This window comes from Paraburkholderia sp. BL23I1N1 (genome assembly GCF_003610295.1).
Taxonomy (GTDB): domain Bacteria; phylum Pseudomonadota; class Gammaproteobacteria; order Burkholderiales; family Burkholderiaceae; genus Paraburkholderia.
In genome coordinates this window covers 3,118,996-3,131,741 of sequence record NZ_RAPV01000001.1, presented here as the reverse complement: position 1 = coordinate 3,131,741, position 12,746 = coordinate 3,118,996, and the positions used below count along the sequence as shown (strand labels likewise).

Here is a 12,746-nt window from a genome sequence, read left to right as displayed (position 1 = left end):
AAATGCAATGAGTTTCAAGTTAAGTAGGCAAACAAGATGAGCGAGTCAGTAAAGCGCGCGTTTGAAGGTGTAAAGCTGTTTCCGTTCTGGCTGGACAATCCGCGCGCGCCGGCTGTCGAACGGGAATTGATCGGTCCGACTTCCGCGGATCTGGTGGTGGTCGGCGGTGGCTTTACCGGGTTATGGGCCGCGATTCAGGCGAAAGAAGCGGACCCCTCGCTCGACGTCGTGCTGGTCGATGCGGGGAAGGTGGCCTACGGTGCGTCGGGCCGTCCGGGCGGGATCATTTCCACGTCGGTGATGCATGGTCTGCCGAATGCGACGCGGGTCTTTCCGCAAGACCTCGACGTGCTGGAAAAGCTGGGCCAGGAGAACCTCGACGGCTTCAAGGAATCGCTAACGCGTTACGGCATTGAGGCAGACGTCGAATGGAACGGCGAGATGACCGTGGCGGTCGATCCAGGCCACCTCGATCATCTGAAAGGCGATTACGAGTTGCATGTGGCGCATGGGCACGACGTCGTGCTGCTCGACAGCAAAGGCGCACGGGAACAACTCGATTCGCCCCTGTTCGCAGGCGCAATGTGGTCGCGTAATCGCAGCGGCACGATTCATCCGGCGAAACTCGCGTGGGGCCTGAAAGCGGCGGCACTGAAACTCGGCGTGCGTTTGCATGAACACTCGCCGATCACGCGCCTGGAAGATCTCGGCGCGACGATGATCGTGCATACGCAGGCGGGCCGTATCGAAACGCGGCGCGTGCTGCTTGGCACCGGCACGGCGGATGTGGGCGTGACCGACATCAAACGCCGCGTGATGCAGGTGCGTGATCACATCGTCGCGACCGCGCCGTTGAGCGACGAGCAGATGGCGCGCATCGGCTGGAACAATCGCCAGGGCATCTACGATACGCGTACGCAGCTCAACTATTTCCGTCTCACCAAAGACAACCGGATCATCTTCGGCGGCCGTGTGAGTTATCACTTCGGCGGCGATCCGAATCCGGCAGCGGATCGTGACGAGAGCACGTATTACAAGCTCGCCGAAGCGTTCTATCGCACCTTTCCGCAACTGGACGACGTGCGCTTCACCCATGCATGGGGCGGCCCGATCGACTATTGCTCGCGCGGCGCCGTGTTCGCGCGCCGCTATCACGGCGGCAAGAGCGTGTTTGTCGCGGGCTATACGGGCTTTGGCGTGGCAGGCAGCCGATTCGGTGCGAAGATGGGCCTCGACATGCTGTGGAATCGCGAGACGCTGATTACGTCGCTGGATATTTCGCGCAAAGGACCGTCGTACATTCCGCCGGAACCGCTGCGCTGGATCGCCGCGAAGATCACCTTCAACGCATTCGACGGCGCCGACGATCGGGGCGGCTGGCGGCGTCTCTGGATCAATTCGATCAAGGCGCTGGGTTTTCCGATGTAGTGGCGGAGGGTGTCGGGAGGTTGTCTATGTGTCTGGCGGTTTTTTATTGATTGCCGCCAGAATAAAAAAACCGCACCTTAAGGGGTACCGCACCTTAAGGTGCGGGGGTGCGGTTCCTGTTGAAGCAACAATGTGATGCAGGGTGAATCAACCGCAGTACACGATGCTGTACTTCTTGGTCGCCACCGGCATGTGCCACGTGCCCGAGAAGCCCTTGTGCAGAATGAAGGCGTCGCCGGCGGCATAGCGTTCGCTGCGGCCGTCGTCGCTGGTGATGACGACTTCGCCTTCGATCAGCACGCAGACTTCGTGGATCGGCAGGTCCGCCAGCTTCAGCGTGCCCGCATCGCATTGCCATACGCCGGCGGACAGCATGTCGCTCGCGTCGGAAAAGGCGTTGAGGGCGTGCGGTGCCTTGGCGCCTTCCAGAATGACGTCGGCGGGGTCGTGCAGTGCCGGGTTCAGGCCGGAAGCGCCAGGGCCTTTAGCGTCGATGCGGGTGAATGTGATGGTGCTCATGTGTCTCTCCTGGTTAATGGAACTTGAAGCAGATTCAATGTCGACGGATTCGATGACGAAATCGAAGCAGAACCGGAGTCTGAGCCAAAGGTGCGTAGCGATGAATTTCGATTTGAAGACATTCAGATTGAGCGGCGTCGATGTAAGGCCTTCGACACCGCTACGGGCGCGATCCGCGACCCACGGTCTGACCTAACACAATTCATGTAAAGGACTAAGCCATGCAACTGCAACATGCCAGGCAGTTTTATATCGACGGCCAATGGGTCGAACCGCAAGACTCGACCAACGCGGCCGGTGCTGCCACGCTCGACGTGATCGATCCGTCCACGGCCACTGCGTTCGCGCAGATTTCGCTTGGCGGCGCGGCCGATGTCGACCGCGCCGTGGCCGCGGCGAAGCGTGCTTTTCCCGCCTACAGCGAGACGACGATCGCGCAGCGAATCGATCTGCTGCAAGCGATCCTCGACGTCTACCGCAAGCGCTACGACGACATGGTGCATGCGATCAGCCGCGAGATGGGCGCACCGCTGCAATATGCGAACGACGCGCAGGCGTGGACCGGCGTCGCGCATCTGGAGACGATGATCCGCACGCTCGACACGTTCGAATTCGAGTGCGTGAAGAACAGCATTCTGATCCGTAAGGAAGCGGTCGGCGTGTGTGGGCTGATAACGCCGTGGAACTGGCCGGCCTTGCAGATCGCCACCAAGGTCGTGCCCGCGCTCGCGGCCGGCTGCACGATGGTGCTCAAACCCTCGGAACTGGCGCCGCTCTCCGGCATCATCTTCGCCGAGATCCTCGACGAAGCGGGCGTGCCGGCCGGCGTGTTCAACCTCGTCAACGGCGAAGGCGCAACGGTGGGCGAGGCGATGTCGCGTCATCCGGACATCGACATGATGTCGTTCACCGGTTCGACGCGCGCGGGCGTGCTGGTCGCCAAGGCCGCGGCGGATACGGTCAAGCGCGTGCATCAGGAACTGGGCGGCAAATCGGCCAACCTGATTCTCGAAGATGCCGATCTGAAGCAGGCCGTGATGCGCGGCACGCGTGCATGCTTCGACAACAGCGGCCAGTCGTGCGACGCGCCCACCCGCATGTTCGTGCCGCGCGCACATTTGGACGAGGCATTGGCCTACGCGAAAGAAGCGGCTGAAGCGCTGGTCGTTGGTCCCGCGGATGCCAAGGGCATCGATCTAGGGCCTGTTATCAGCGAGCAGCAGTTCGACAAGATCCAGCGGCTGATCGGCGTGGGCATCGAAGAAGGCGCCACGCTGGTAGCCGGCGGCCCGGGCCGTCCTGAAGGATTAAAGGAGGGTTACTTCGTACGCCCAACGGTATTCGGCAACGTCACGCCGACTATGACGATCGCGCGCGAAGAGATTTTCGGACCCGTGCTGTCGATTCTCGGCTACGACTCCGAAGACCAGGCGATCGCGATGGCCAACGACAGTCTCTATGGTCTCGCGGGCTATGTGCAATCCGCTTCGATCGAGCATGCGCATGCCGTGGCGAAGCGCCTGCGTACCGGCACGATCTATCTGAACTACGCGGACTACAATCCCGATGCGCCGTTCGGCGGCTTCAAGCAATCGGGCAATGGCCGCGAGTACGGCGAGTTCGGTCTCGAGGATTTTCTGGAGATCAAGGGCGTGGTCGGCTACGCGGATTGAGGCATGCGTCATGCTGCGTCGGATCACCGTGACGGCAGCTTTCCGATGGCCGTTCCGAACCTGTGAGGGCCTGTTGCGGGCGTCTATAATCCTCACCGGAATTGGCCATCGGATCTTCAAGCTGTGAAAACGACTATTGCTATTGCGCTTGCCGCGCTTGCCCTGAGTGGCTGCATGTCCGCCGAAAAGCAGGAGGCCCAGGCGCGTGACTTCACCCGCTCCGAGAGCCTGCTCGATGCCGCGCAGCGTAATGCTGCGATTGCGTGCGCGGATCAGGCGCAATGCGACAAGGCCTGGTCGCTCACGAAAGACTACGTGGCGGCGCACTCTTACACCTCGATCGTCCGCGCGGACGCGGTAGCGATCGAGACCGACGTTCCGAGCCGCTCGGGGCACGCGGTCTATTCGGCCACGCGCGTGGCCAAGGGCAGCGGGGCGACGATCACGCTGTATGCGCAGTGCCGTGGCATGTATGGCCAGGATCGCGCGATGGGCTCCGACTGCGATGATTGCGTCAAGCAGATCGGTCCGACGCAAAACGCCTTCGTGCCGTTTTTGCGCCAGCATTTATCCAGCCAGTAACGGCGGACATTCAGCCCGGCGTGTGACGCGTCATCATCTTCTCGAACGCGTCGACGATACGTTGCACGTAATGATTTTTGTGGGCGAGCGCGCCGGTCTCGCGCTCGAAATGCGCCAGCATGGTCGCGTTTGCTTCGAAGACCAGCACCTCGCCTCCGGGCAGCACGGTGAAGTCGATGCCTCCGTAGTCCAGATCGAGCCGCCTGCCGATTGCCGCGATGGCGCTCATCGCGCGCTCGCCGAGCACGTCGTGCGGATCGTCGAGGAAGCGCCGCTCTTCTTCCAGCTTCCACGGGTGCTGTTCCATGTCGGCGGAGTAGTAGTGCACCATCCAGTGCGGCGAAATCGCCAGATGGTAGGCAAACGGCGCCCGGTCGACAAAGATGATCCGGTATTTGCGGTAGAAACCGTCGGCGCTGCGATAGTCGCGAAACGCTGCCAGATACGACACGCCAATTTGTCCTGAGAGCCATGCTTCGAGCGCCGCACGGTTCTCGCATCGCGTCAGCCCTTCGCCGCCGTGTGTGGCGGCAGGACGCGCCAGGACCGGAAAGCCGGTGGCACCCTGGGCGAGCAGCGCGTCAAGCGTGGCGCGTGAATCCGGAGCGGCATCGCTTTGCACGCACGGCGCCACCTGCACGTCCGCCAGCCCGCCGAGCAGGCTCGCGGTACGGTGCCGTTGCGTCAGGGCGACCATGGCGGGCGGATTGAGCACGGGCCGCGTCGAGCGCGAGACGAAGCGCGCGAGCCGCCCGGCGAGCGGGGCGGCGATATCCGCATCGCCAATCGCGTTGAACACGAGATCGTAGGCCGGCAACTGTTGGTCTTCTTCGTCGGCGGCGTAGTCGATCGCGTACTTGATGCGGCAGCAGGTCGTGCCGGGCAACAGGGCATCGAACGGCACATTGCCGGAAGTGCTCGCCGCGCAGAGGATCAGCACGCGGCGCTGTGCGGCGCCGCTTCCTTCGACAAAGACACGCTGGATCCGATAGGCACGGTCCCGAAACGCGGCGGCTTCGCTCACGTCTCCAACGTCGGTGAGGATGGCGGCCAGATTCTGGCAGGCAACCGCGGTATGCGGCTCGAGCGTGAGAACGAGGCGGTACCAGTACTCGGCGGGCACATGATCGCCTTTCATGAAGTAACCGGTCGCGACATCGCAGAGATTGGAGGCGCTGGCGCTGGTGTCGACTGTCTCAGCGGCGAAGGCGTCCAGCGTGTGGGCGGCGATCAGATGTGCGACGGCGCTTAACTCATCGCCGTCGGCGCGTCGCCTTTCAGCGAGGGCGCGATGACACGACGGATCGAGTGAGGCGCTGTTGCCGGCATGTCCCGCTGAGGCGCTCGGAGGCGCTGCCTTGCGGTCGGCTTCGTTGAGGGGATTCTGGGTCACGGTCGCTCGGGATGGCTGCGCGGCGACGTGCCGCTGCGCACTCGAAGCATAGCGGGCGTGGTTGCGATTCGGCTTACAGCGCTGCGGGCCGGTGCGGATGACTGAACTGCGCGTGGCCGTACTTCGCCTGTTTGAATGCGGCGAAGTGACGTGCGCCTGTAACGCCGCTCAACTCCGCCATCCAGTCACGTCACTACAGCAGCAGTTCAATTGAATGAAACAGGCGGCGCAGTTCTGAGTCTTGCGAGCGCGCGCCTTCGTCGATCACTTCGCGCAAACAGTCGAGAAAACACGTGGCCGCCGGACTGGTTGGCGCGCCGCGCCGCGACGTAATGCTGACGATGGTTTCATCCACTGTTTCGCGCAAGGGCAGCGCCCACAGATTCTCCTTCGCGCTGATCACCTCGACGAGCGGCCACGGAAAAATACTGAGCATGTCCGTCTGGGCGAGCAGGCCGAGCACGACGGCGAGCGAGTGCGCGAGGTGAATTGTGTGCGGCACCTTCATGCCGCGCTTGCGGAACACGTTGTCCGAGATCGACTCGCGGCTCGCGGGATCCCAGTTCAATATCCATTCGGCGTCTTCCAGTTCGAGCAGCGTGCGGCAACCGGCCTTTGGATGATCGCGGCGCGCGACCACGGCCGAATGCGTCGAAAACAACGGTGCGTTGTGAAACTCCGATTGCGGCGACGCCGGCGGCGGCCGGCCAATCGAAAAATCGAGGCTGCCGTCGCGCAAGCGCGGTTGCACGACCCCCAACAGGCCCTCGAAGAATTCCAGTTGGACTTCCGGCATGCGTTGGCGGAACCGCTGCACCGTAGGTGGCAGAAAAGTCAGCGCCACCCACGGCGTGACGCCGATCGACAGTTTGCCGGCCGCCGCGCCACGCATCGCCTCGATCTCCGCTTGCGCGCGTTGCAACTGGCCGAGCACCAGCCGGGCATGCACGACCAGCGCGCGGCCGAACTCCGTGAACGCGACGCCGCTTGCGCCACGCACCAGCAAAGGCGCGTGCAGATCGGCCTCCAGTTCGCGCATGGCCTTGGTGACAGCGGCCGGTGAAAGGTCGAGAGAACGGGCCGCGGCCCGGATACTGCCGGTATCCGCGATGGCCGCTAAGGTGCTGAGTTTGGTGCAATTTCATCTGGAAAACCCGTAGATCGGTGGCAACCATTGGTTGCCGCCGAAACGATTCTACGCCTGTCGCTGGAAAATCGGCGTCGTTATGCTGGGCTCACGCTTTCATAGACGGAGACGACATCGTGAACACCATGGCCATCCCGGCGGGCATCGCCGAACTCGAAGACGAAATGATCGCGCTGCGCCGGCGCATCCATGCGCAGCCCGAACTGGCTTACGAAGAGTTCGCCACGGGCGACCTGGTCGCCGAGCGCCTGCAGGCGTGGGGCTACACGGTGCATCGCGGAATGGGTCAAACCGGCGTTGTAGGGCAACTGAAAGTAGGCAGCGGTACACGCAAACTCGGCCTGCGCGCCGACATGGACGCGTTGCCGATCCACGAGACTACCGGTCTGCCGTATGCGAGCACGGTGCCCGGCAAGATGCACGCATGCGGCCACGACGGCCACACGGCGATGCTGCTGGCCGCCGCCAAGTACCTCGCCCAGGAAAAGAGTTTCGACGGCACCTTGAACCTGATTTTTCAGCCTGCTGAAGAAGGTCAGGCCGGCGCGAAAAAAATGCTCGAAGACGGGCTGTTCGACACATTCCCGTGCGACGCGGTCTTCGCGATGCACAACATGCCAGGTTTTCCGACGGGCAAGTTCGGCTTCATGCCGGGTTCGTTCATGGCGTCGTCCGATACGGTGATCATCAAGGTGACCGGCCGTGGCGGTCATGGCGCGGTGCCGCACAAGGCGGTCGATCCGGTGGTGGTGTGCGCGCAGATCGTGCTGGCGTTGCAATCGATTGTGTCGCGCAACATTGCCCCGCTCGACATGGCGATCATCACGGTCGGCGCGATTCACGCCGGTGAAGCGCCTAACGTGATCCCTGAAACCGCGGAGATGCGCCTGTCCGTGCGCGCGCTGAAGCCTGAGGTTCGCAACTATTTGCAGGAGCGCATCACGGCGGTTGCCTGCGGGCAGGCGGCGGTGTTCGGCGCGCGGGCGCACGTGGACTATCAACGCCGTTATCCGGTGCTCGTGAACGATGCGCACATGACAGGTCTTGCACGGCAGGTCGCGCTCGACTGGCTTGGCGAAGACGGGTTGATCGCCGACATGCAACCGTTGACCGGCAGTGAAGACTTTGCGTTCCTGCTGGAGCGTTGCCCGGGCAGCTACCTGATCATCGGCAATGGCGACGGCGAGGGCGGTTGCATGGTCCACAACCCGGGCTACGACTTCAACGACGACTGCCTCGCTACCGGCGCGGCCTACTGGGTGCGGCTCGCGCAGACGTTCCTCGTCTGAGACTGGCCGGTTATTTGCCAAAGCGGCCGCAGAGCCGCGCATCGGCAGGGGGACACCATGGAGACACAGATGGACTATTCCGCTACACCGCAACCCGCAGGCACTGACACGCTGAATCTCGCTGATGCGTCGGCCATGCAGCCTGCTAAGCGCACGAGCCACGCCAAAGCGATTGCCGCGATCACGCTCGGCAACGGCCTCGAGTTTTTCGATTTCACGATTTATAGCTTCTTCGCAACGATCATCGGCAAGCTGTATTTCCCGGTGGAAGGACAGCTTGCGCAACTGATGCTGGCGGTCGGCACCTTCGGCGTGGGTTTCATCATGCGGCCGGTGGGCGGCATTGTGCTCGGCGGATATGCCGATCGTGCCGGACGCAAGGCCGCGATGAGTCTCACGCTGTGGATGATGACGCTCGGCTCGGCGATCATCGCGTTCGCGCCGACGTACGCGGCGATCGGCGTTGCCGCGCCATTGCTGATCATTCTTGCGCGTTTGATTCAGGGTTTCGCGCTGGGCGGCGAGGTTGGCGCATCGACCTCGTTGCTGCTTGAATATGGTAGCGACAAGACGCGCGGATTTTATGGAAGCTGGCAGTTCGTGAGTCAGGGGTTGAACACTGTCTGTGGTTCGCTGCTGGGTGTTGCGCTGGCGGCGGGGCTGTCCACTGCCGCGCTGGAGAGTTGGGGCTGGCGTGTGCCGTTTGTGATCGGCATGGCGATGGGGCCGATTGGTATTTACATCCGGCGGCATCTGAATGAAACCTTGCCGGGTGTGGAAGACGGTACTGTTTCGGCGGCGCAGGCGCCTGATGCACAGCCGGTTCGCAAGTTGTTTCGCGAGCATTCGCGCGTGATTACGACGGGTGTGTTGACGACGATTGGCGGCACGGCGGCGAACTACATCGTGCTGTTTTATCTGTCTACTTACGCGATCCGGATTTTGCATTTGCCGATGTCGTCGGCGCTATGGGCCGCGTGGACCGCGGCGGTCGTGACGGTGATTTGCTCGCCATTTGCGGGGTCATTATCCGATCGGGTGGGGCGTAAGCGTGTTTTGTGGATTTCGCGGATGATGCTGATTGTTGCCGTGTATCCGGCTTTCATGATTATTAATGCTTCGCCTACGGTGCCGGTGTTGTTGTCGGTGGTTGCTGTGCTGGCGGTGTTTGTCGCTTTTACGGCTGTGCCTAATATCGTCATGCTGCCTGAGTTGTTTCCGCGCAAGATTCGCGCTACGGGGATGTCGATTGTTTATTGTTTGGGGGTTTCTATTTTTGGTGGGTTCGCGCAGTTTTTTGCTACCTGGTTGATTCAGATTTCCGGGAGTAATCTGGCGCCGGCCTGGTATTTGATTGGGTGTGGGGTCGTGTCGTTGTTGCCGTTGCCGTTTATGCGGGAGACGGCTGGGAAGGCCATAGATTAGGGCCTGCGGCGGCTTTCTTTCGGGGTTCGGTTTTGGGCTTTTCTTGTTTTGTTTGCCTGCTCGGCGCTTTGGTTGGTTGTGGTTTTATGGTGTTGGCCTTTCCTTGTTTTCTTTGTGGTCTATTAGCGTCGCCCCTGTGCGGGGCAGCACCTACTTTTCTTTGCCTGCCCTCCATGTCAGCCTAGTTGTCGGTGTGCCAAGAAGGAAAGCGACAGTACGTCGCTGTACATGCTGTATCCGTGATGAGGGCCGGCCCCTCGGTGTCGCCGATCAGGCGGTGATACCAAACCACCCAGAGCTGCACTCGTTAAGAGCGGGTGTGGTGAGCGTCTGTGGAAAAGGCGGGATGAATCCCGTCAGGTGTGCAGTAAGGAGGCGAACGAAAGTGAACCATCGAAGAAGTGTCGATAATTGCAATGATGTCAAAACCGAGGACTCGACAACGCCTCGGGATCAGTCAAACGGCAACCTGAAGGTGGGTTTGACGGCATCCGGCATAGAGGTGGCGCGACCTTTCTGCAGGCGTGGATATGGAACTTGGGAACCTGTCGTCTCGATGTCAAGGGAGAAACTCAAGCGGAGAACCCGTGAGAGTGAGAGTACCGATGCGAGGCACAGGGGCGGAGTCATGCGTAGTAGCGTTGAAGGGGTTGTAATGACTTCCGGAGCGAAGGCATGACCTTGTCTGGTGGAGATCATGGAACAACTGCGACGCGGGATGATTCCGGGGTTGACGCCAAGTCGTTCGAGATACCCAAGCGATTGATCTGGGAAGCCTGGAAACGCGTGGCTGCCAATCAAGGCGGTCCGGGCGTGGACCGGGAGAGTATTGAAACCTTCCGCAATCGTTTGGCGAGAAATTTGTACGCTCTGTGGAATCGAATGAGTTCGGGGAGTTACTTTCCTCAACCGGTCAAGGAGGTGCTGATTCCGAAGGGGGACGGGTTTCGTCCTCTCGGGGTACCGACCATCACTGACCGAGTGGCTCAGATGGCAGTCAAGTTACTGGTTGAGCCGGGAATCGATGCGATATTTCATTCATCATCGTTCGGCTATCGTCCTAACAAATCGGCGAAGCAAGCTGTGGCGCAAGCGAGAAGGAACTGTTGGCGCTACGACTGGGTAGTCGATATTGACTTGAAATCCTTCTTTGACACCATCGACCACGGGCTTCTCAGACGTGCGGTCGAAAAGCACGTTTCGGAGCCATGGGCACGACTCTACATCAGACGCTGGCTAGAGAGTCCGGTACAGAAGCAAACCGGGGAGCTGGTTGCTCGGGATCGAGGCACTCCGCAAGGTGGAGTGATCAGTCCGCTATTGGCTAACCTCTTTCTTCACTACGCGTTTGATCGATGGGTTCAGACTGAGCATCCGGATGTGCCGTTTGAACGGTATGCCGACGATGTTGTCTGTCATTGCAGGACGAAGCAGCAGGCGGAAAAGTTTTTGTCTGCCTTGCGGGAGCGGCTTACCGCATGTGGGCTTTTGCTACATCCGGAAAAGACGCGCCTAGTTTACTGCAAAGATGGCCGGCGTCGAGGGGAACATACCCACACCAAGTTCGATTTCCTTGGTTTCAGCTTTCATGCTCGGACAGTCCAAGACCGAGCGGGAAACCTGTTCACCGGATTCGGACCTGCGGTAAGTCAAAAGGCGCTAACGCGAATGTCTCTGGCCATTCGAAGCCTGAGTCTCAATCGAAGTACCTCATTGACGCTGTCCGAACTGGCGCGGCGCATAAACCCGATGGTCAGGGGATGGGTGAATTACTACGGTGCCTTCTATCCGGAGCCGTTGAAACGGTTCTTGGTCAGAATAGACTTGCGGCTTGGCGGGTGGGCGCGAAATAAGTACAAGCGACTGAGAGGACACAAACGACGATCTTGGGCGTGGCTCAAACGATGTCGGGAAAGTCTTCCCCAGCTGTTCGCGCACTGGGATTTCTGTTTCGAAGAACGGCGGACAAGAGGAGCCGTATGAATCGAGAGATTCACGTACGGATCTGTGAGAGCCTGAGGGGGCAGGTCCCTCGGGCCACTCGACCGTCGCCCGAACCGATCGATGTAAAGATGGAGGGCGGACAGCGAATGGAAGATGAGACGCTATTCAGCAGAGACGCGGCAATGGGTAGTCAGACAGATGATGCCGCCGTTCAATCGTGCGGTGATCGAGCTGGCGGGGGCGACGGGCATCACGACGGTGACGCTGCGCGCCTGGCGGCAGAGCGCAAGACAGGCTGGGGAATACATGCCGGATAACGGCAGTGCGATGAAAGGCGCCACGATGCGCGCGGCCATGATCGATCTGGGCGTACAGCCTTCGTTCAGCCGGCCGCGCGTGAGCAACGACAACGCGTTTGCCGAGTCGCTGTTCCGCACGGCGAAGTACTGTCCGCTGTGGCCCGAGCAGCCGTTCGACACGCTGGAGGCTGCCCGCGCCTGGGTACAGCGCTTCGTGCAGTGGTACAACGAGGAGCACCGTCACAGCGGCCTGAAGTACGTCAGTCCGGTGCAACGGCACCGCGGTGAAGCCAACGAACTGCTGGCCCGACGGCATGCGCTCTATGAGGACGCGCGCATGCGAAACCCCGCACGCTGGTCAGGCGCCATCCGCAACTGGCATCTCGCGGATTCGGTCTATCTGAATCCGGAGAGAGTCCACGCCTCGGCCGGAATGTTTAAGCACGCAGCGTAACGGTTCATGCGACAACTGGCTTGACACACACCGCCGCAAAGAAAGATAAGCAAAGAAAGCGGCTCAAACCGCTAGCTCATAAGCGGGTCCCCCGCGCAGCCACGGTAGTGGTGCATCTGGAATCTGTGGTCTCGCACATTCGGCCTTGGTGACAAGGCAGTCATACATCCGGCGGCGCTACGCGCTCCGAAGCGCATTTTATAAAACCGATCGCTGCATTTTCGCGCTCACGCCTTTTTTCGCCCCTACGCCCGGATGCCCGGATGCATAATTCGAAGTACGAACTTTGAACTGTGCGGGTTGGCGCGACTTGCTGGCAGGTCGAAGTGAAGCGACGATACTTACCAAGCGCGGCCGTATTTGCGCATTCGGCGTTTCGCCGAGGCAAAGCCGATGGCTCCCACCACGCTAAACCGAAGCCCCTGGTTTCCCATGCACACCCATCCGCGACGCACGCAGTGCGGAGTGGAAGCGAATGAGCCCTTAGTCACTCACGCTGAATGTGCGGGGGCACGGATTCCAGATGCACCACTACCGTGGCTGCGCGGGGGACCCGCTTGAGAATTAGCGGTTTGAGCCGCTTTCTCTTGCTT

Annotated in this window: 8 protein-coding genes and 3 pseudogenes; 8 read left to right on the top strand and 3 right to left on the bottom strand. The window is 60.9% G+C overall.

The annotated features are described in order from the left end of the window. The first annotated feature begins 36 nt into the window (after nucleotides 1–36). A complete protein-coding gene (locus B0G76_RS14670) occupies nucleotides 37–1,428 on the top strand; it encodes an FAD-binding oxidoreductase (RefSeq protein ID WP_120293208.1) in 1,392 nt (463 codons plus the stop codon). Between the two features lie 147 nt (nucleotides 1,429–1,575). Here the strand turns inward: B0G76_RS14670 and B0G76_RS14665 are convergent, their stop codons facing one another. After that, complete coding sequence (locus B0G76_RS14665; protein ID WP_120293206.1) at nucleotides 1,576–1,947, bottom strand: cupin domain-containing protein; 372 nt, start codon at nucleotides 1,945–1,947, stop codon at nucleotides 1,576–1,578. A gap of 227 nt (nucleotides 1,948–2,174) precedes the next feature. On the opposite strand from B0G76_RS14665, the gene B0G76_RS14660 reads away from it, so the two are divergent. Then, nucleotides 2,175–3,620, top strand: a complete 1,446-nt coding sequence (locus B0G76_RS14660) for an aldehyde dehydrogenase family protein (protein ID WP_120296392.1) — start codon at nucleotides 2,175–2,177, stop codon at nucleotides 3,618–3,620. Between the two features lie 123 nt (nucleotides 3,621–3,743). Next, nucleotides 3,744–4,202 (top strand): hypothetical protein, encoded by a 459-nt coding sequence (locus B0G76_RS14655; RefSeq protein WP_120293204.1) that lies wholly within the window; start codon nucleotides 3,744–3,746, stop codon nucleotides 4,200–4,202. Between the two features lie 10 nt (nucleotides 4,203–4,212). Here B0G76_RS14655 and B0G76_RS14650 read toward each other — a convergent pair whose 3' ends face one another. Beyond that, on the bottom strand, nucleotides 4,213–5,595 hold the full coding sequence (locus tag B0G76_RS14650) for a RimK family alpha-L-glutamate ligase (RefSeq protein WP_120293202.1): 1,383 nt from the start codon (nucleotides 5,593–5,595) through the stop codon (nucleotides 4,213–4,215). Nucleotides 5,596–5,788: 193 nt separating this feature from the next. Beyond that, a pseudogene (locus B0G76_RS14645) lies at nucleotides 5,789–6,740 on the bottom strand (LysR substrate-binding domain-containing protein). Between the two features lie 118 nt (nucleotides 6,741–6,858). Between B0G76_RS14645 and B0G76_RS14640 the strand changes: the two are divergent. From B0G76_RS14640 to B0G76_RS14615, 5 genes and pseudogenes are all read left to right on the top strand, one after another. Beyond that, the gene (locus B0G76_RS14640; protein ID WP_120293198.1) at nucleotides 6,859–8,031 is read left to right on the top strand and encodes a M20 aminoacylase family protein; all 1,173 of its coding nucleotides are present in this window, start codon (nucleotides 6,859–6,861) and stop codon (nucleotides 8,029–8,031) included. 69 nt (nucleotides 8,032–8,100) lie between these two features. Then, on the top strand, nucleotides 8,101–9,456 hold the full coding sequence (locus B0G76_RS14635; protein ID WP_120293196.1) for an MFS transporter: 1,356 nt from the start codon (nucleotides 8,101–8,103) through the stop codon (nucleotides 9,454–9,456). 675 nt (nucleotides 9,457–10,131) lie between these two features. Next, nucleotides 10,132–11,439: a group II intron reverse transcriptase/maturase gene (gene ltrA / locus B0G76_RS14620; protein ID WP_120293190.1), complete on the top strand. Its 1,308-nt coding sequence runs from the start codon at nucleotides 10,132–10,134 to the stop codon at nucleotides 11,437–11,439. A 114-nt stretch (nucleotides 11,440–11,553) separates the two neighbouring features. Beyond that, nucleotides 11,554–11,706, top strand: a pseudogene (locus tag B0G76_RS43780) (transposase); the annotation flags it as partial. A 6-nt stretch (nucleotides 11,707–11,712) separates the two neighbouring features. Beyond that, a pseudogene (locus tag B0G76_RS14615) lies at nucleotides 11,713–12,153 on the top strand (transposase); the annotation flags it as partial. Nucleotides 12,154–12,746 lie beyond the last annotated feature (593 nt).

Excerpts from the sequence above, each read along its gene's own strand:
- B0G76_RS14665 (WP_120293206.1), bottom strand. The coding sequence starts at position 1,947 with ATGAGCACCATCACATTCACCCGCATCGACGCTAAAGGCCCTGGCGCT.
- ltrA (WP_120293190.1), top strand. The coding sequence starts at position 10,132 with ATGACCTTGTCTGGTGGAGATCATGGAACAACTGCGACGCGGGATGAT.
- B0G76_RS14635 (WP_120293196.1), top strand. The coding sequence starts at position 8,101 with ATGGACTATTCCGCTACACCGCAACCCGCAGGCACTGACACGCTGAAT.
- B0G76_RS14670 (WP_120293208.1), top strand. The coding sequence starts at position 37 with ATGAGCGAGTCAGTAAAGCGCGCGTTTGAAGGTGTAAAGCTGTTTCCG.